The organism is Streptomyces puniciscabiei (genome assembly GCF_006715785.1).
Lineage (GTDB): Bacteria > Actinomycetota > Actinomycetes > Streptomycetales > Streptomycetaceae > Streptomyces > Streptomyces puniciscabiei.
In genome coordinates this window covers 3874087-3893396 of sequence record NZ_VFNX01000001.1, presented here as the reverse complement: position 1 = coordinate 3893396, position 19310 = coordinate 3874087, and the positions used below count along the sequence as shown (strand labels likewise).

Sequence of the window (19310 nt, the reverse complement as noted above, 5' to 3'; positions counted from 1 at the left end):
GTGCCGCTACGCCGTCACGGGCTGCCCGCCCGACGCCGTCGTGACCTCCCGTACCCAGGGGGTCCTGGCGTCCACGCGGCTGCTCTTCTGCACGTCCCAGGTGCCGTAGCGCGGGTTGAGGTCGATGTGGAGTTCCTGGGACGCCTTGGACAGCGCCTTCCAGAAGGCGGGCCGGCTGGTGTCGGTGCCGAGCCGGTCGGCCAGCTTCTGCGCCTCCAGCTGGAGCCGGAGGTTGTCGTCGAGGCGGGCGGGGGCGATGCCGTACTTCTGCAGCCAGGCGGTCTGCAGGCCCTTGGCGCCGCCGGCCTGCTGCTCCAGCCCGGCCCGCATCTGCTCGACCTCCTTGCGGCTGACCGTGATGCCAGCGTCCTGCGCGGCGCGGTGCAGCACCCGGTCGAGGACCATGTTGTGCAGGGTGTCCCGGGTCAGGCTGCTGGTGGAGGCGAGGACCTGCTGGTACTGGGTCTCGTCCGGCACCGCGGCCCGCTGTGCCCTGCGGACCTCGTCGACCCTGCTCTCCAGCTGGGCGACGGTGATCCGCTGCCCGCCGACGACGGCCGCGGCGCCGGCGTGTGCGTCGTTTCCGCAGGCGGTCAGCAGGGGTGCCGCGGCGGCGATCGCGGCGGTGAGGACGAGCGCGGTGCGACGGCGGCGGTGCAAGGAAACCTCCAGGGGGAGATTGTGCGACGGTGCACAAAGTCTTGCGGTGATCGATGGTAGGCAGTGGGGAGGCCGGGGCCAACCCATTCGACCAACGATTCGCACGCGCTTCGGGCACCGTCGCGCACCCTGCCGGGCCTGCTCCCGGCTCAGCCGGTGATGGCCACCGGCGCGTCCCAGGCGTCCCGGTCCACGGTGAGCGTGACCCCGCCGTAGGTCTCCTTGCTGTTGACCAGGTACTGATGGCCGCGGCTGTGGTCGGTGAACTGGGTGGATCCCCACGGCCAGTCCGCGGTGGTCGTGTTCTGCTTGTCCCACAGCGCGTACCAGAGGTTGCCCGGCAGGTCCGTCTTGTCCTTGGCCGTGGCGACGGCCTTGGCGCTGGAGCTGGTGAAGCCGTAGTAACCGCTGCGGTAGGTCTTCGCGCGCAGTCCCTTGTCGAAGGCGCGGACATACGTCAGCACGGCGTCGTTGCACGCCGTGTTCGTGATGTCGTACGGCTCCATGTCGAGGTAGACGGGGCTGCCCGCCTTCATCCCGAGCGCGGAGGCCTTGGCCACGGCGTCGGCGGCGTCCGTGGCGCCGAGGGAGGCGGCCGTGGACGCGGTGATCTTCTCCGGGTTGGAACCGGACTGGCAGGGCGGCTGGGCGCCGACGTAGATCGGGACGAGCTTCCAGCCCATGCCGGAGACGTACCTGACCCAGTCCGCGGTGAGGTTGGGCTGGGCGCAGCCGCGGTTCCTGCCGCCCACGTAGACGGCGGCGGCGCCGTAGAAGCCGGTGTGCCAGGCCTTCATGGCCGGCTTGGAGGGCGCGGCGCAGGTGTCGAACGCGCGCCCCGTGAACGTCTTCTGCGCAGGCCAGACGGTGGCGGCCATGGAGGTCTGCGCGGCGATCCCGGCGCCGGCGACGACGGCAGCCCCTGCCACCGCCCACGTGATGTGTCTGCGCTTCTTCGACTGCCGATGGCCGGCCATGAACCCCACCCCTTGCGTACGTCGCCCGGAAAAGCGAAACGCAAGGTACCAACCGCCGCGGCTAGCCCCGCACCTGCCCCAGCCATTGCAGGGTGCGCCGGATCTCCAGGGCCATCGGGTAGCCGGGGCCGTGCAGCCGCTCCACGTCCATCAGCAGCCGGGCGAGGGTGTCGTGCGCCGACGGCCGGTCGCCGAGGGCGAGCAGCAGGTGTCCGACGCGCCGCCGGACGTCGTGGGCGAGCTGTGGGTCGCCGGAGACGTACTGGTTCTCGTAGTACGGCAGCAGCGCCCGGTACTCGGCGAGTGCGGCGGCCGGCTGGCCCAGCTGCTCCAGGCACTGCGCGGCCTCGTAGCGGTAGCGCAGGGACTGCGGGTCGGCCTGGCCGGCCTCGGCGGCGCGTTCGTCGGCGAGGCGGCGCAGTTCGGGCAGCGCGCGCCGGTACTGGCCGTCGTCCATGAGCGTGGCCGCGTACTGCTTGCGCAGGGTGCGCACGACCGGGGAGTGCTCGCCGTGCTGCTCGGCGGCGGCGGGCAGGATCGCGCCCAGGATGTCCACGGCCTGGGTGATGCGCCCCTCCCCCAGCAGCCGCTTGACCTCGTCCACGGCGGCGGCGACGTCGGGCTTCTCGGTCACCGGCGGCGCCGGCGCGACGGGGGCGGGCTGGGGCGCGGGGGTCCGCGCACGGTCCGGCCAGGGGGCGTGCGGGCGCAGGAAGGGGCGCGTGGGGTCCAAGGGAGCCCCGGTGGGGGTCCCGCGCGCGGGCAGGAGCGCCGCCAGGTCCTCGTACACCTCCTGTGCGGAGCCCGGCCGGTGCTGCGGGTCCTTGGTGAGCAGCCGCAGCACGAGCGTCTCCAGCGCCTCGGGCACCTCGGGGCGGATCCGGCGCACGGGCAGCGGGGGCTCGTACAGGTGCCGGTGCAGCACCCCGAGCGCCGTCGAGCCCGCGAACGGCACGTCACCGCTGAGCAGTTCGTGCATCAGCACCCCGAGCGCGTACAGGTCGGTGTACGGGCCGACCACGCCGCCCATCGCCTGCTCCGGCGCCATGTAGGCGGGCGAGCCGATCGGGGAGCCGGTGTGGGTGAGCCGCGTGGTGTCGCTGTCCATGACGGACGCCACACCGAGGTCGAGGACGGTGACCGTGCCGTCCTGCTTCACCATCACGTTGCGCGGCTTGAGGTCGCGGTGCACGATCGGCACGGCGTGCACGGCGCTCAGCACGGCGCACAGTTGCGCGGCCACCGCGACCGCCCACTGCCACGGGTACGGGTCGTGCTCGGCGAGATGGTCCGACAGGTCGGCGCCGTCGACGTACTGCATGACGAGGAACAGCTCCTCGCCCTCGCTGCCCGCGTCGTGCACCGTCACCAGACCGGGGTGGTCCACCTGCGCGGTCACCCTGCACTCGCGCAGGAACCGGCGGCGCAACTCGTCCGCCTCCTGGCCCGCCACCTTGTCGGGGCGCAGCAGCTTCACCGCCACGCGCCGGTCGAGCCGCCGGTCGTACGCCGTCCACACCTGGCCCATGCCGCCCTGCCCGATGAGCGTGGACAGTTCGTACCGGCCGGCGACGACACGTCCTGTCGCCACGCTCACCTTCCGCTCTCGTGACCGTCGGGCCGGCCGTCGTGCTTGCGCAGGTAGTCGCTCAGCTCGTCCAGTTCGGCGCGCACCTGGTCGATGTGGCTGGGCGCCGGGCGCTGGGGCGGTGCGGGGACGTGCGGCTGGGGCGCGGGGATGTGGGGCATCGGGGCCGGGGCGTACGGGGGTTGCGGTGTGCTCGGCGTGCTCGGCGCGGTCGTCGCGGTGAACGGCGAGACGCGCTGGGCGTATCCGTAGCCCGGCCCCAACGGCACGTGCCCGGCGTAAGCCTGGCGGAGCCGTTGGAAGTGGCGTATGTCCGCGTAGAGGTAGTAGGCGATGCAGGCGACGAGGTTCAGCAGCAGCATGCTCATGCCCAGAGTGCCGTTGGGCGAGCTGAAGTCGTCGGTGTGGTCGGTACTGAAGAGTGCGAAGCAGATGCCGAGGACGGTCACGGACGCGCCGAAGAACCACCACTCGGCGGGCCTGCGGGTCACGATGGCCGCGCGCAGCGGCGCCACCCACGCCAGAAATCCGATGCTGAAGAACGCCACCGCCACGAAGATCACGCGCAACAGGACCAGCACCCCGGTCGAGGGTGGCTGCGGCTGAGGCGGCGCGTAGCCGTGGCCTTGCATGGCTGCTCCTGGAGGCCTGATGCGTGCGGACGTGTGTGCTGAGTCCGAGCGTATAGGCCGCCGAGGACAGCTGGTCCCGGGTGTACCGAACCGTTGCCGCTCTCCGGGCGCTCAGTCCGGTGCCACCGTCCCGTCCGTCAGCCCGTCGTACATGCCGCGCACGAGTTGCTCGCCGAGCCGGCCCGCAAGCCGCAGTGCCCGCTCGAACTCGTCGAGTGCGCGGAAACGCTCACCGTAGCGCCGCTGTTCGTCCAGCGGGAGCCGGGGCAACTGCAGCCGGCGCACGTCCAGCCGGGTCGCGGTGGAGGCGTAGCTGCTGGCCTGCCGGTTGTTCGCGGTGCCGCGCAGGAACCCGGCGAGGAACCACGGGTCGAGCGCCGTGCGATCGGGGCGCAGCAGCACGAGGTTGCGCCCCAGGGCGGCGCCGCCCGTCGTGTCATCGATCACGCGCGCCACCGAGCCGCCGCCGAGTACCGGTACGACCACGTCGCCCGGCTCGGTCAGCACGGCCTCCTCCTCGCTCTCCGGCAGCGATCCGGAGGGTGCCGTGCCGGCGAGGACGTCGTGGTCGGTGAGCACGGGCACGCGTGCGTGGCCGCCGTTTCCGCCGGTGCGCATCATCAGCGCGCCCCCGCGCGCGAGTTCACCGATCGTGGTGAGCGGCCAACGCGCGCCCGGCGCGGGCGCCGCGGGCGGCGGAGTGAGCTCGGCGGTCAGGCGCAGGGTGGCACCGAGGCGCTCGCGCACCGCGGTGAGCTGCTCCGCGCCGTCGGCCACGGCCGCCGGCGGCAGATGGCGGGCGGGGGCGAGGTCGACGTCGTCGTCGAGCAGCTCGATGACCGGCACGCAGCGGGCGAGCCCCGGCCGCTCCGCCGGCCGCCCCGCGCGCTCGACGGCACGCCAGGCGTCCACGACGGCCTCACGGACCGCCGGCCAGTCCGGACCGCCGCGGCCCTCCCCGGCGAACCTCCCGGTGTCCACGAGCAGCACCTCGGGCGACACCGGCGTCCGGTCGGGCCGGCGCAGCACCCACACGTGCAGCGGGATGTTGTACGGCGGCGCCGCCCCGACCGGCAACGCGATCACCGCCCGGAGCGCGCCCCGGCGCAGCAGGTCGGCACGGATCCGGCGCCCGGAACGGCGGGAGGCCGCGGCCGGCGGCATGAGCAGCACGGCACGGCCGCCGTCGGCCAGCCGGGCCAACGCGTGCTGCACCCAGGCCAGTTCGGACTCGGTTCGGGCCGGGAAGCCGTACTCCCAGCGGGGGTCGTAGGCGAGTTCGTCGTGGCCCCAGTTGCGCTCGTTGAACGGCGGATGGCACAGCACGGCCTCCGCGCGCAGCTCCGGGTGGGCGTCGGCGCGCAGGGAGTCGCCGACGGCGCCACGCACGCCGGCCCGGGAGTGCAGCGCGAGCCGCAGCGCGGTCAGCGCGGCCAGGTCGGGCGCGCTGTCCTGGGCGTACAGCTCCTGCTCGGGGCGGGGGTCGACCGCGCGCAGCAGGGCGCCGGTGCCGCAGGCGGGGTCCAGGACGGTACGGGCGGGGCCGGCGAGGTCGGCCATGAGGCCGGCGAGTTCGGCCGGGGTGAGCGTGTACTGGCGGGGGTTGGCGTCCAGGTGCCGGCCCAGCAGGAACTCGAAGGCCTGCCGCGCCCCGGTCTCGGCGGCCAGCTCGGCCGCGCCGCGCAGGAGCGGAACAGAGGGGAGGAGTTGGGGGCCGGTGGGGGTGCGGAGGGCGGGGGTGTGGGGGGCGGGGGTGCGCGGGATGCGCGGGGTCCGCGGGGTGGCGGTGCCCGGGGTGGCGGTGCCGTGAACTGCAGCGGGCGTGTGAACGGTTGGCGGGGTGTTCACAGGCTGCTCGGTCTCTGAGGAGTTCACAGCGGGGGACGTGCGTGCCGCGTTCACAGCGGCTGCCTCCGTGTCGGCGTTCACGGCGGGCGCCGCCGAATCCACGTTCACACCGGATGTCCCAGGGCGTGCCTTCACACCGGGCCCCCGCACGCCGCCGAAACGCGCTGTCAGCACCTGCTCCAGCGCGCCCGGCAGCATCGCGGCCAGGCGCGCGTCGGAGCCGGCGCTCGCGTCGAGCCAGACGGTGGGGCGCTCGTGGATGAGCAGCAGCACGCAGCCCGCGTGCACCAGGGCGGTCAGCGGGCCCTCGGGATGCCCGACGAGCTGCTGCCAGACGCGTTCCCGCAGCGGGACCACGGCGAGCTTGCCCTGCTTGCGCAGCCAGGCCTCGACCTCGGCGAGCGCGAAGGACGGGCTGGTCTCGGTGCCGCCGACCGGCTTGGGGAAATCGGCGTGCCGACGGCGCCAGTTGCTGACGGCGGCCCGGCCCACTCCGGCGAGCCGCGCGATCCCGCCCGCGGTCACCTCTGTCGCGTTGTCCTGCACCGGCCCCGCTCCCCTCGTCCCGTGTGTGCGCCGAGCATACCGGCGTACACAAGATCCGTGCATTCACGACGTGTACTGCCCTGCATTTGTGAACCGTGTTGACTCGGTTCACAGGCTCTGCTCTTATTGACCCAGCGAACGAGCGGCCACCGGAGGGGGAGGCCGCCGCTTTGGGGAGGGATTCGCCATGGGCATGAAGGCCAAGGTCTCGCTGGGTGCCGTCGTGGGGGTCGTTGTCATCGCTGCCGTGTCGGCGAACGCCGGCAGCAACGGCAAGGACGGCGGTTCCGGCGGCATCGGCAAGGGCTCGTCCGCCTCCGCCGAACGCACGCCCGGCGGCGCCAAGGACAAGAAGGGCTCGGGGCTCGGGCAGGCGGCCGGGAAGAAGAAGGCCGCCATCGCGGGCGACGGCGAGTACCAGGTCGGCTCGGACGTGAAGCCGGGCACGTACCGCACGACCGGCAACACCGACGACATGTGCTACTGGGAGCGCGCCAAGGACGCCAAGGGCGAGACGGACTCCCTGCTGGCCAACGACAACGTCACCGGCACGAGTTACGTGACCGTCAAGCCCACCGACAAGATCTTCAAGTCCAGCGGCTGCAAGGACTGGGAGGCCGTCGACCCCAAGGCGAAGGGCACGCCCGCCTCCTCGATGGACGGCGACGGCGGCATGTACAAGGTCGGCACGGACATCGCGCCGGGCACCTACAAGTCGACCGGCAACACCGACGACTCCTGTTACTGGGAGCGCACCAAGGACGCCGAGCACGGGCTGAACTCGATCATCGCCAACGACAACGTGACCGGCACGGCCGTCGTCACCATCAGCCCGGGCGACGCCTACTTCAAGACCACCGGCTGCGGCGCCTGGAAGAAGGCGGCCTGAGCCGGCCGGCCCTTCCCGCCACCGCTCACCTCACACCCACCGCTCACCGAACCCGTCCTCCCGGCTCCGGCTGCCCGGGCCCGACCCCGCGCAGCCGGACCGGTTCCGGACGCCGTACGGCAAGCCGTACACACATCCCCGTTACACCCACCCGTTGAAGGATCGTCATGCGCCTCACCCCCCGTGTCGCCACGCTGCTCGCCGTCGCGGCGCTCCCCCTGGCCCTCACCGCCTGCTCGTCCGGTTCCTCCTCGGACAGCGGGGCCGCGAGTGCCAAGCCGGCCAAGGCCAAGGACCTGAACGCCGGTCTCGCCACCGGTACGCAGTTGAAGAAGGCACTGGCGCCCGCGTCGGCCGTCCCGTCCGGGCTCACCCTGGAGGCCGACGGTTCCGCGGACAGCGGCGGCCAGTTCCTCTCCCCGTCGAACCGGAAGGCCGGGAAGCCGGACTGCACGAGGCTGGAGACCACGTCCTGGATCCAGGTGAGCGGCTACAAGGGAGGCGTGTCGTTCGCGCAGAACGATTACGCGAACAAGGACCAGACCGAGCTCGTGGCCCAGGAGATCGACGCGTTCCAGGGCACCACGGCGGCCACCGTGATGAAGGACCTGCGCACCGTGGCGGCCGAGTGCGCCACGTACACGAACACCGACGACCACGCCAAGGTGAAGGTCACCGGCAAGTCCGCGGCCGGGCTCGGGGACGAGGCCTACACGATGACGCTGACGAGCGGTCACTGGCAGAACGGTCAGACTTTGATCGCGGCCCGTTCCGGAAACTCCGTCGTCACCGTGCTGTCCACGGCGGGCAGCGACAACGGCGCGGCGTCCGCGAAGAAGGTGACGACCGAGATCCTGGCCGCCCTGAAGGGCCTGAAGACCGCCTGACCGGCCGGGGACACGCGGCACCCGCTCACAGCGGGTGCCGCATCCACACGTTGGGCTCGACGTAGACGGCGTAGCCGCGCTCGGGTTCACAGCGGACGGGGACCAGTGCGCCGGGCACCTCGACGTCGGCCGCGGTGTCGAACGGCAGCCCGGTCCAGCGGCGCCACTCCTCCAGCGAGGCGCCCACGGTCATGGACGCCGGCGCGATGGAGTCGATGGTGGCCCCGGCACGCGCGTGGACACGCAGCCACGGGTCCTCGGGCAGCCCGTCGGGGCGCACCCGGTGCGCGTACTCGGCGATCGGGGTGCGCGGCTCCCGGTGCTTGGCGCTGGGGCGGACAGGGGCGACGACCTCGCGGAAGCCGAGCGCGCGGGCGCCCGCCCGCATCGCCGAGAGCATGACGGCGGACAGGCCGTGGCCCTGGGCGTGCGGGGCGACGGTGACCGAGACGGCGCTCACCGTGTCGGGGCGGGTGCCCCGGCGCAGGTCGGCGAAGGCCCACAGCAGGATCTGGTCCCAGCCGCGCGCGGGCAGGGTGCGCCGGCCGTCGACGCCGAGGGCGAAGGGCACGCTGAAGGCGTGGGCGACGATCCGGCCGCGCTCGTCCTCGGCGAACAGCGCGTACTGCGGCAGTTCGGTGGGGATACGGCCGTAATGGGCGGTGCCCACAGGGTCGTTGGTCACGAACTCGGGCCATGTGTCGGCCATCTCGAACAACGCCGGCAGCCGGTCGGGCCGCTCGGCGATGCTGCTCACCTTGACGTCCATGGCGTTCACGGTAGGCGGCACGCACCCGGCCCGGACAACGGTTTTCGCCGGTCGGCGTCTCCGGCTGGTTCGACCCGAGGGGCCTGGGGCTCAGCGGGCGCGGAAGCGCTCCGGGGCCTGGGTCGGGTTGCCGCCCGTGGGGAGTTTCTGGCCGGGGCAGCCGCTGAGCACCTTCTTCATGGCGGCCTTCTCGGCGGCGGTGACCCACAGGCCGTACTTCTTCTTCACCGCGACCTGGGCGGCCACATAGGTGCAGCGGTACCGGGTGTTGGGCGGGAGCCAGGTGGCCGCGTCGCCGTCGCCCTTGCCGCGGTTGGTGCTCGCGTCGACCGCGATGAGGTTGAGGGGGTCGTTGGCCAGCGCTATGCGCTTGCTCGCGTCCCAGTACTTGGCGCCCTTCTGCCAGGCGTCGGAGAGGGGGACGACGTGGTCGATGTCGACCTGGCTGCTGCCGCGCCGGTAGGTGATGTCCTTGCCGGAGTAGGGGTCGGGCTCGAGCAGGCCGTACGTCACCTTGCAGGTGCCGCCGGTGAACCTGACGCCCTTCAGGTCGCGTTTGAGTATGTCGTCCCGGGTGTCGCAGGAGTTGGAGTCGGTGTCCGCCCAGGCCGTGCCGAACCGGGCTCGCGAGTAGCCGGTCTTCGGGGCGCGGCCCTTGACGGTCAGTGAGTCGACGGCGGCCAGGACCACGCCGTCGCCGCCGCTCCGCTCGGGCCCGGAGGCCCCCTTGGTCCTGTCCGTGGTGCAGCCGGCCACCGCGACCAGCACGACCACGGCGGTGACCGCCCCACCCCTCAGACGCGCCACGGTGCGTCCCCCTCACTCGTCACTCGCCCTGGTCCGCCCCTCGCAGGCGGGCGGAATCGTTCCGTCCCTTACCGTAACTGCCGCCGGGGCCCCTGCCGATGAGGACCAAAGCATCCTTTTCGGGTAGCCGGCGATCGAGTTGGGGCATGGCGGTGCCGTTCGCGGGGAGCACGGCCGGTGGGGGTGTGCGCCCGCTCACATCCGGCCGTGGGCAGCTTGCCCCTGACGCCGGCGTCAGGGTCCGACGCCCCCGGCATGAACGAGAGCATGCATGAGAGCGCCCGGCCCCCGGCCCCGAGGTCGTCATACGGGCCACGCGGAGCGGTGCGGTCTGTACGCGGCCGTGGTCGCCTTGGCGCGGGCCGCGATCCGCGCGTGGCGTGTGGCGTGTGGCGCGTGCGGACGTGATCAGGTCCGCCTGTTCGTAGGGGCGCCGGCTCGCCGATCCGCCTGCCCCGCCTTTTCCTCCGGCGCCTACGACTCCTACGACCCCAGGATCGAGGCGAGGAACTCGCCGACCCAGCCCAGCAGTTCGCGGCCGACCAGCGGCTTGCCGCCGACCTTCGCGGTCTTCGGGCGCGGGACCAGCACCTGGTGGACGGACGGCTTGATGACCGTACCGGGATAGAGGCGCTTGACCCGCAGTTCCTGCGACTCGCGCAACTCCACCGGTGCGAAACGGATGTTGGTGCCCTGGAGCACGATCTCGCCGACGCCGCACGCGCGCGCGAGCATCCTGAGGCCGGCCACCAGCAGCAGGTTCTCCACGGGCTCGGGCACCTTGCCGTAACGGTCGGTGAGTTCCTCGCGGACGGCCTTGATGTCCTCCTCCGAGTTGGCGGAGGCGATGGCGCGGTAGGCCTGGAGGCGGAGGCGCTCGCCGGGCGCGTAGTCGTGCGGCACGTGCGCGTCGACGGGCAGCTCGATCTTGACCTCGAGCGGTGCCTCCTCCTCGATTTCGCCGGTCTCCAGCTGACGCCGGTAGTCGGCGACGGCCTCGCCGACCATGCGGACGTACAGGTCGAAGCCGACGCCCGCGATGTGGCCGGACTGCTCGCCGCCGAGGAGGTTTCCGGCGCCGCGGATCTCCAGGTCCTTCATCGCCACGTACATGCCCGCACCCATCTCGGTGTGCTGGGCGATGGTGGCCAGACGCTCGTGCGCGGTCTCCGTCAGCGGCTTCTCCGGCGGGTAGAGGAAGTAGGCGTAACCGCGCTCACGGCCGCGGCCGACGCGGCCGCGCAGCTGGTGCAGCTGGGACAGGCCGAAGGTGTCGCCGCGCTCCACGATCAGGGTGTTGGCGTTGGAGATGTCGATGCCGGACTCGACGATCGTGGTCGAGACGAGGACGTCGAACTTCTTCTCCCAGAAGTCGACGACGACCTGCTCCAGCGCCGACTCCGACATCTGGCCGTGGGCGGTGGCGATGCGCGCCTCGGGGACGATCTCGCGGAGCCTCGCCGCGGCGCGGTCGATGGACTCGACACGGTTGTGGATGTAGAAGACCTGGCCCTCGCGCAGCAGTTCGCGGCGGATGGCGGCGCCGATCTGCCTCTCCTCGTACGGCCCGACGAAGGTGAGCACCGGGTGGCGTTCCTCCGGGGGTGTGGTGATCGTGGACATCTCACGGATGCCGGTGACCGCCATCTCCAGGGTGCGCGGGATCGGGGTGGCGGACATGGTCAGCACGTCGACGTTGGCGCGGAGCTTCTTCAGCTGCTCCTTGTGCTCGACGCCGAAGCGCTGTTCCTCGTCGACGATGACCAGCCCCAGGTCCTTGAACTTCGTCTCGGAGGAGAACAGGCGGTGGGTGCCGATCACGACGTCCACCGAGCCTTCCTTCAGTCCCTCCAGGACGGCCTTGGCCTCGGTGTCGGTCTGGAACCGGGACAGCGCCTTCACGCTCACCGGGAACTGCGCGTACCGCTCGGAGAACGTCCCGAAGTGCTGCTGCACCAGCAGGGTCGTCGGCACCAGGACCGCGACCTGCTTTCCGTCCTGTACGGCCTTGAAGGCGGCCCGCACCGCGATCTCGGTCTTGCCATAGCCGACGTCGCCGCAGATCAGGCGGTCCATGGGGACGGACTTCTCCATGTCCTCCTTGACCTCGGCGATGGTGGTGAGCTGGTCGGGGGTCTCGGCGTAGGGGAAGGCGTCCTCCAGCTCGCGCTGCCAGGGCGTGTCGGCCCCGAAGGTGTGGCCGGGGGCGGCCATGCGCGCGCTGTAGAGCTTGATCAGGTCGGCGGCGATCTCCTTGACGGCCTTCTTCGCGCGGGCCTTGGTCTTCGTCCAGTCGGCTCCGCCGAGGCGGTGCAGGGTGGGGGCCTCGCCGCCGACGTACTTGGTGATCTGCTCCAGCTGGTCGGTCGGGATGTAGAGGCGGTCGCCGGGCTGGCCGCGCTTGGCGGGCGCGTACTCGACGACCAGGTACTCGCGGGTGGCGCCCTGCACGGTGCGCTGCACCATCTCGATGTAGCGGCCGACGCCGTGCTGTTCGTGGACGATGTAGTCGCCCGACTCCAGGGTGAGCGGGTCGATGGTCTTGCGGCGCCGGGCCGGCATGCGGGCGCCCTCGCGGCCGGTGGCACGCTGGCCGGACAGGTCGGTCTCGGTGAGCACGGCGAGCTTCAGGGCCGGGTCCACGAAGCCGTACTCGATGGAGCCGCAGGAGACGTGCACCACCGACGGGCTCAGTTCGCCGAGGTCGGCGTCGAGTCGGGCGGCGATGCCCTCGCCGCCGAGCACCTCCGCCGTGCGGGCGGCCGGGCCGTGGCCCTCGGTGACGAAGACCGTGCGCCAGCCGTCGGCGAGCCAGCCCTTGGTGTCGGCGAGGGCCCGCGCGGTGTCGCCGCGGTAGGTCTCGGGCGCGTGCATGCCGAGCTTGAGGGTGTCGGCGTCGAGCTCTTCGTCGGCGGCGAAGGGCGAGACGGACCACCACATCATGTCCAGCTCGCGGGCGCGGTCGCGGACGTCGGCGATGGACCACAGGGAGGCGGCGCCGACGTCGATCGGGGCCTCGCCGCCGCCGGCGGTGGCCGCCCAGGACGCCTGCAGGAACTCCTGGGAGGTGGCCACGAGGTCGGCGGCGCGCGTGCGGACCCGCTCCGGGTCGCAGACGACGGCCATCGCGCCCTTGGGCAGGACGTCGAGGAGCAGCTCCATGTCGTCCACCAGGACGGGGGCGAGGGACTCCATGCCCTCGACCGCGATGCCCTCGGCGATCTTGTTCAGGAGTTCGCCGAGCTCCGGGTGTTCCTCGGCGAGGGCACGCGCGCGTGCGCGGACGTCGTCGGTCAGCAGCAGCTCGCGGCACGGGGGCGCCCACAGGCCGTGCTCGGCGACCTCGAGGGAGCGCTGGTCGGCGACCTTGAAGTAGCGGATCTCCTCGACGTCGTCGCCCCAGAACTCCACGCGCAGCGGGTGTTCCTCGGTGGGCGGGAACACGTCCAGGATGCCGCCGCGCACGGCGAACTCGCCGCGCTTCTCGACGAGCTCCACGCGCGCGTAGGCGGCGGCCGCGAGGGCTTCCACCACGTCGTTCAGGTCGGCGGTCTGCCCGGTCCTCAGGGCCACCGGCTCCAGGTCGCCGAGGCCCTTGACCTGCGGCTGCAGCACGGAGCGCACGGGCGCGACGACGACGGAGACCGGGCCGGTCTCGGGGTCGTCCGGGCTGGGGTGGGCCAGGCGCCGCAGGACGGCGAGGCGACGGCCGACGGTGTCGCTGCGCGGGCTGAGCCGCTCGTGCGGGAGGGTCTCCCAGGAGGGGTACTCCACGACGCCCTCGGCGGGCAGCAGGGAGCGCAGGGCGGCCGCCAGGTCCTCGGCCTCGCGGCCCGTCGCCGTGACCGCGAGCACCGGGCGGCCTGCCTCGCGGGCGAGGGCGGCGACCGTGAAGGGGCGGGCCGCCGGGGGGCCGACGAGGTCGATGTGCATACGGTTGCCGTCCGCGGCCGCCGTGATCGCTTCCGCGAGGGCGGGGTCCTTGACGACGGCGTCGAGCAGACCGTGCAGGCTCATGGAGGGGCTTTCCGTCCGGTGGTGGGGCAACGCAAGCAGCCCGGTGCGGGTGGCAGCCGGGGGTGTCCAGCGTACGACTCCGTCGAGGGTGGCGTCGGAGGCTGTGGACAACTCCGGCGTTCGCTGCCCGGTGCCGCAGTGGGCCGACCAGGGGGCTCCGCCCCCTGGACCCTGGGCCTTCTCCCACCCGCCACCCGACTCGGCCGGCTGAAAAGTGGACGGCAAAACCCCGGTGCCGGGAAGTCCTGGCGACTCCCCGGCACCGGGTTTTCCCCCGCAACCCCCGTATGCGGTGGCTGTCGGCCCTGTGGGCGCTAGTCCGTCGCGATGGCGTTCAGCACGTTCATCCGGGCCGCCCGGAACGCCGGGATCAGCGCGGCGAACAGGCCCACGAAGGCCGAGCCGATGAAGACGGCGGTGATCGTCGGCCAGGGGATCTCCAGGATCTTCAGACCCTGCAGGGCGAGGAGCTTCTGGGCGGTCGCGCCCCAGCCCATGCCCAGGCCGAGGCCGAGCAGGGCGCCGAAGACGGCGATCACCACGGACTCCAGGCGGATCATGCGGCGCAGCTGGCGGCGGGAGAGGCCGATGGCCCGCATGAGGCCGATCTCCCGGGTCCGCTCGACCACCGACAGGGCCAGGGTGTTCACCACGCCCAGGACCGCGACGATGATCGCGAGGGCCAGCAGGCCGTAGATCATGTTGAGCAGCTGGCCAATCTGGTCCTTCAGGGCCTTCTTGTAGTCGGTCTGGTCGCGCACGGTGAGCTGCGGGTAGTCGTCGTGCAGGGCCGACTTCAGGGCCTTGTAGGCGGCGGCCTGCTGTCCGTCCTCGGCGCTGGCGAAGACCAGCTGGTCGAGCGGCATCTTCGCGGCGGGCACGTACTTGGCGAGCGTGGTGGTCGACGTGTACTTGGCGCCCTGGTCGATCACGTCGTCGCTGCTGGTGATCGCCCGGACCGTCAGGTGGGCGGTGGAGCCCTCCTTGAACGCGACGGTGATCTTCGAGCCGAGGTGGATGCCGTGCGCCTTGGCGAACTTCTCGTGGACGGACATCGAGTCGGGCAGGTAGGCGTCCTTGAGGTTCCCGGCGACGGTCTTCTTGCGCAGGTCGGTCGCGTAGGTCGGGTCGGCCGCGGTGATGTCCGTGTCCTTGAGGGTCCGGCCGTCGGGCGTGGTGAAGTCGGCCAGGGTCGGCCGGTACTCGGTGACCCGCGCGAGCCCCGGGGTGTCCTTGATGAGCCGGACCGCCTGCGGCACGACACGCTGGCCGTTGTCGGCCTGGATGATGAAGTCGGTGCCGACGGTCTTGTCGAGCTGGTCGGTGGCCGAGGCCACCATGGAGGAGCCCACCACCGACAGGCAGGCCACCAGGGCCAGGCCGATCATCAGGGCCGCGCCGGTGGCGCCGGTGCGGCGCGGGTTGCGCAGCGCGTTGCGCTCGGCCATCCGGCCCACCGGACCGAAGATCCGCAGCATGACCGCGCCGAGGACGCGGACCAGTCCGGCGGCCAGCAGCGGGCCGATGACGACGAAGCCGATCAGCGTGGCCACCACGCCCAGGCCCAGCCAGCCCGAGCCGGCCTTGGCCTTGTCGGCGGTGGCGGCGACGTACAGGCTGAAGCCGCCGGCGGCGGTGAGGATCAGGCCGATCACGGCCCGGACGGCACCGGCCTTGGCGTCGGCGGGGGCGCCGGCGTCGCGCAGGGCGGCCATCGGGGAGACCTTGCCGGCGCGCCGGGCGGGCAGGTAGGCGGCCAGGACGGTGACCACGACGCCGAGGAGCAGCCCGACGGTGGGAGTCGTCCAGGCGATGGTCAGGTCGTCGGTGGACAGGTGCATGCCCATCTTGCCCATGAGCTTCATCAGGCCGACCGCGATGCCGACGCCCGCGCCGACGCCGAGCACCGAGCCGATCACGCCGAGCAGCAGCGCCTCGATCAGCACGGACCGGTTGATCTGCTTGCGGGAGGAGCCGATGGCGCGCATCAGACCGATCTCGCGGGTGCGCTGGGCGACCAGCATGGAGAAGGTGTTGATGATCAGGAAGATGCCGACGAGGAAGGCGATCCCGGCGAAGCCGAGCATCGCGTACTTCATGACGTTCAGGAAGCTCTCGACGCTCTTCTGGTTGGCGTCGGCGACCTCCTTGGCGGTCTGCACCTTGTAGCCGTGGCCGAGGGCGGCCGTGACGTTCTTCTTCAGCTGGTCGTTCGTCACGCCCTGCGCGGCGGTGACGTTGACGTCGGTATAGACGCCGGTCTTGCCGACCAGGGTCTGCTGGGCGGTCTTCGTGTCCAGGTAGAAGATCGCCGCACCGGGGTTGGTGACCTTGAAGGCGGCGATGCCCGACACGCGCGCGTGGTGCGTGCCCACGACCGAGATGACGCCGATGTCGTCGCCGAGCTTCAGGTGGTGCTTGGCGGCGGTGTCCTCGTCGACCATGACCTGGTCCGGGCCCTTGGGCGCCGTACCGGTGGTGATCTTCATGGTGCGGGCGTCGTTGCCGTTCCAGCTGCCGACGATGGTCGGCGCGCCGCTGTTCGGCGACAGCTTGTCCTTCTTGGCGTCGATGACGGTCACCGAGGTGGAGAACACCGTGCCCTCGGCCTTCGCGACGCCCTGCGCCCCCCGGACCCGGCCGACCACGGAGGCCGGCATGACCGGCGGCTTGCCGGTGCGGGAGGTGGTCTCACCGGTGTCGGAGGAGCCCTGTGCGCTGACGGTCACGTCCGAGGCCGTGGCCTGGAACAGCTTGTCGAAGGTGGTGTTCATGGTGTCGGTGAAGACGAGGGTCCCGCTCACGAAGGCCACCGACAGCAGGACCGCGATCGCGGAGAGCGCCATGCGGCCCTTGTGCGCGAGGAAGTTGCGCAGCGAGGTCTTCAGGACGGTCATGACGTACGCCCCCGGGCGTCGAAGTCCTTCATGCGGTCGAGGACCTGATCGGCCGTCGGCTGGTACATCTCGTCGACGATCCGGCCGTCGGCGAGGTAGAGCACGCGGTCGGCGTAGGAGGCGGCGACGGGGTCGTGGGTGACCATCACGATGGTCTGGCCGAGTTCGTCCACCGAGCGGCGCAGGAAGCCGAGGACCTCGGCGCCAGCGCGCGAGTCGAGGTTTCCGGTCGGCTCGTCCCCGAAGATGATCTCCGGGCGGGCGGCGAGGGCGCGGGCCACGGCGACGCGCTGCTGCTGGCCGCCGGAGAGCTGGGTCGGGCGGTGCTTGAGGCGTCCGGCGAGCCCGACGGTCTCCACCACGCGGTCCAGCCAGGCCTTGTCCGGCTTGCGGCCCGCGATGTCCATGGGGAGGGTGATGTTCTCGATGGCGTTCAGCGTCGGCAGCAGGTTGAACGCCTGGAAGATGAAGCCGATCCGGTCCCGGCGCAGCTGGGTGAGCTTCTTGTCCTTCAGGCCGGTGATCTCGGTCTCGTCCAGGTAGATCTTGCCGCTGGTGACGGTGTCGAGGCCGGCGAGGCAGTGCATGAGCGTGGACTTGCCGGACCCCGAGGGGCCCATGATGGCGGTGAACTGGCCCCGCGCGATGTCCACGTCGACGTGATCGAGGGCGACGACACGGGTCTCGCCGGACCCGTACGCCTTCACGACCTGCCGCGCCCGCGCGGCAACGGCCGTAGTCCCTCCAGTGCCCCCGTGCCTGGGAATGGTCACAGCCGATGTCACGGTATGTCTCCTATGTCGGTCGGCAAGTCGGTGAGTGGTGCCCCGGCGTGCCAGGGCGTGGTCTTGGGTACGTCGATGAGTCTCGCGGCCGGCGGGGCCGTCGCGCGCTGGTGCGAAGCCCCCTCTTTCCCGGGGGAAAACCCCACCCCGCCGGTGCGGTCGGCCGCCCCCCAGCGGCGTAAAGCCAGGTTAAGGACCGGGCCCCGCCCCTCTCGTCCTCCGGGGGGACGAACCCTCCCCGAGCCGTAGTACGGAGGTACCCCTAGGGGTGCTCCACCCCCGGGCGGAGACCCCCTCGGGGTCGTCTCCACCCTTCGGTGCGCAAAGCCTCCACCCTCCCGTCGCGTGAGGGTCAATGGGAAGCTGTCGTACCGGAGATAGGTGCAAGGGGCACGGGGAGGGGATGTCCGGTGGGGAGTACCACACCCGCGATACGCAACGCCGCCGCCGACGAGCAGGGCACCCGGCGCCGAGGCGCGGTCGTCGCCGCGCTGATGCTGGCGATGGCGCTGGCCGCGCTCGACGCCACCATCGTCTCCACGGCCGTACCGCAGATCGTCGGCGACCTCGGCGGGTTCTCCGTCTTCTCCTGGCTCTTCTCCGGCTATCTGCTGGCCGTGACCGTCACGCTGCCGGTCTACGGCAAGCTGTCCGACACCTTCGGCCGCAAACCGGTGCTGGTGACGGGCGCGGCCGTGTTCCTGCTGGGCTCGCTGCTGTGCGCGGGCGCCTGGAACATGGCGGCGCTGATCGCGTTCCGGGTCGTGCAGGGGCTGGGCGGCGGGGCGTTGCAGGGCACCGTGCAGACGCTGGCCGCCGATCTGTATCCGCTGGCGGAGCGGCCGAAGATCCAGTCCAAGCTGTCCACCGTGTGGGCGATGTCGGCGGTGGCGGGGCCGGGCCTCGGCGGGGTGCTCGCCGCGTACGCCGACTGGCGCTGGATCTTCCTGATCAACCTGCCGATCGGCGCGGCCGCGCTGTGGCTGATCGTCCGTCACCTGCACGAGCCCGGGCGGGAGAAGGCGGAAGACGGCGGCCACGCGCGCGTGGACTGGGCCGGGGCGCTCGCGGTGTTCGCGTGCGGCGGGGTGCTGCTGACCGCGCTGGTACAGGGCGGGGTCGCCTGGCCGTGGCTGTCGGCGCCGTCGCTGGCGCTGTTCGGCACGGGCCTGGCACTGGTGGCCGTGGTGGTCGTGGTGGAGCGGCGGGCGGCGCAGCCGATCATCCCGGGGTGGGTGTGGCGGCGCCGGACGATCGCGGCCGTCAATCTGGCGCTCGGCGCGCTGGGGCTGCTGATGGTGGCGCCGAGCGTGTTCCTGCCGACGTACGCGCAGTCGGTGCTCGGACTCGCGCCCGTGGCCGCCGGTTTCGTGCTGTCGGTGTGGACGCTCAGCTGGCCGGTGTCGGCGGCGCTCAGCCAGCACGTCTACCGCCGCATCGGCTTCCGGGACACCGCGCTGCTCGGCATCGGCCTGGCCGCGCTGATCCTGTGCGCGTTCCCCCTCCTGCCCTACCCCGGCTCGTGGTGGCAGCCGACGCTGCTGATGCTCCTGCTGGGCGCGGCGCTCGGGCTGTTCCAGCTGCCGCTGATCGTCGGGGTGCAGTCGACGGTGGGCTGGTCGGAGCGGGGCACCACGACCGCGTCCGTGCTGTTCTGCCGGCAGACCGGGCAGACCGTGGGCGCCTCGCTGTTCGGCGCCGTCGCCAACGGGGTGCTGGCCGCGCGGCTGGGCGGGGCGGGCGATCTGGACTCCGTCACGCGCGCGTTGGACGCCGGCACGGCCCCGGAGGCGACCCGGCGCGCGATCGCCGACGCGGTGCACGCGGTGTACCTCGGCGCGGCGGCCGCCGCGGCGCTGGCCTTCCTGGTGCTGCTGCTGGTGGCGCCGCGGCGGTTCCCGGTGCGCGAGGAGTGAGCGGTCCCGCGGGACCGGCCGCACCCGGTTAACGCGGGTAACACCCCAGGCAGAACGCGAACTCGGTGTAGTAAGCGCATACCGACCGGCCA

General features: G+C 72.0%; 13 protein-coding genes. 3 read left to right on the top strand and 10 right to left on the bottom strand.

What is annotated here, in order from left to right; translation table 11 throughout:
• Nucleotides 1-6: 6 nt before the first annotated feature.
• From FB563_RS18030 to FB563_RS18010, 5 genes are all read right to left on the bottom strand, one after another.
• Nucleotides 7-660 (bottom strand): SurA N-terminal domain-containing protein, encoded by a 654-nt coding sequence (locus FB563_RS18030; protein ID WP_055709491.1) that lies wholly within the window; start codon nucleotides 658-660, stop codon nucleotides 7-9.
• Between the two features lie 149 nt (nucleotides 661-809).
• Nucleotides 810-1637: a glycoside hydrolase domain-containing protein gene (locus FB563_RS18025; RefSeq protein ID WP_055709495.1), complete on the bottom strand. Its 828-nt coding sequence runs from the start codon at nucleotides 1635-1637 to the stop codon at nucleotides 810-812.
• A gap of 61 nt (nucleotides 1638-1698) precedes the next feature.
• Nucleotides 1699-3192, bottom strand: a complete 1494-nt coding sequence (locus FB563_RS18020; RefSeq protein ID WP_280116578.1) for a serine/threonine-protein kinase — start codon at nucleotides 3190-3192, stop codon at nucleotides 1699-1701.
• A 38-nt stretch (nucleotides 3193-3230) separates the two neighbouring features.
• Complete coding sequence (locus tag FB563_RS18015; RefSeq protein WP_142218787.1) at nucleotides 3231-3857, bottom strand: hypothetical protein; 627 nt, start codon at nucleotides 3855-3857, stop codon at nucleotides 3231-3233.
• A gap of 111 nt (nucleotides 3858-3968) precedes the next feature.
• The gene (locus FB563_RS18010; RefSeq protein ID WP_142218786.1) at nucleotides 3969-6251 is read right to left on the bottom strand and encodes an N-6 DNA methylase; all 2283 of its coding nucleotides are present in this window, start codon (nucleotides 6249-6251) and stop codon (nucleotides 3969-3971) included.
• Between the two features lie 187 nt (nucleotides 6252-6438).
• Here FB563_RS18010 and FB563_RS18005 point away from each other — a divergent pair, with 187 nt between their 5' ends.
• Nucleotides 6439-7140: an Rv1352/Rv1906c domain-containing protein gene (locus tag FB563_RS18005; protein WP_055708157.1), complete on the top strand. Its 702-nt coding sequence runs from the start codon at nucleotides 6439-6441 to the stop codon at nucleotides 7138-7140.
• A gap of 167 nt (nucleotides 7141-7307) precedes the next feature.
• Nucleotides 7308-8027, top strand: coding sequence for a hypothetical protein (locus tag FB563_RS18000; RefSeq protein WP_055708158.1), 720 nt, complete (start codon nucleotides 7308-7310; stop codon nucleotides 8025-8027).
• Between the two features lie 25 nt (nucleotides 8028-8052).
• Here the strand turns inward: FB563_RS18000 and FB563_RS17995 are convergent, their stop codons facing one another.
• The 5 genes from FB563_RS17995 to FB563_RS17975 form a co-directional block, all read right to left on the bottom strand.
• Nucleotides 8053-8796, bottom strand: a complete 744-nt coding sequence (locus FB563_RS17995) for a hypothetical protein (RefSeq protein WP_055708159.1) — start codon at nucleotides 8794-8796, stop codon at nucleotides 8053-8055.
• Between the two features lie 90 nt (nucleotides 8797-8886).
• Complete coding sequence (locus FB563_RS17990) at nucleotides 8887-9603, bottom strand: HNH endonuclease family protein (RefSeq protein WP_055708160.1); 717 nt, start codon at nucleotides 9601-9603, stop codon at nucleotides 8887-8889.
• 483 nt (nucleotides 9604-10086) lie between these two features.
• Entirely contained in the window at nucleotides 10087-13620 is a 3534-nt protein-coding gene (gene mfd / locus FB563_RS17985) for a transcription-repair coupling factor (RefSeq protein WP_055708161.1), read from the bottom strand.
• A gap of 314 nt (nucleotides 13621-13934) precedes the next feature.
• Nucleotides 13935-16517: an ABC transporter permease gene (locus FB563_RS17980; RefSeq protein WP_055708162.1), complete on the bottom strand. Its 2583-nt coding sequence runs from the start codon at nucleotides 16515-16517 to the stop codon at nucleotides 13935-13937.
• Nucleotides 16514-17302, bottom strand: coding sequence for an ABC transporter ATP-binding protein (locus tag FB563_RS17975; RefSeq protein ID WP_055708163.1), 789 nt, complete (start codon nucleotides 17300-17302; stop codon nucleotides 16514-16516). The genes FB563_RS17980 and FB563_RS17975 overlap by 4 nt, the downstream gene beginning before the upstream one ends.
• Nucleotides 17303-17712: 410 nt before the next feature.
• On the opposite strand from FB563_RS17975, the gene FB563_RS17970 reads away from it, so the two are divergent.
• Nucleotides 17713-19218, top strand: coding sequence for an MFS transporter (locus FB563_RS17970; protein ID WP_055708164.1), 1506 nt, complete (start codon nucleotides 17713-17715; stop codon nucleotides 19216-19218).
• Nucleotides 19219-19310: the final 92 nt, after the last annotated feature.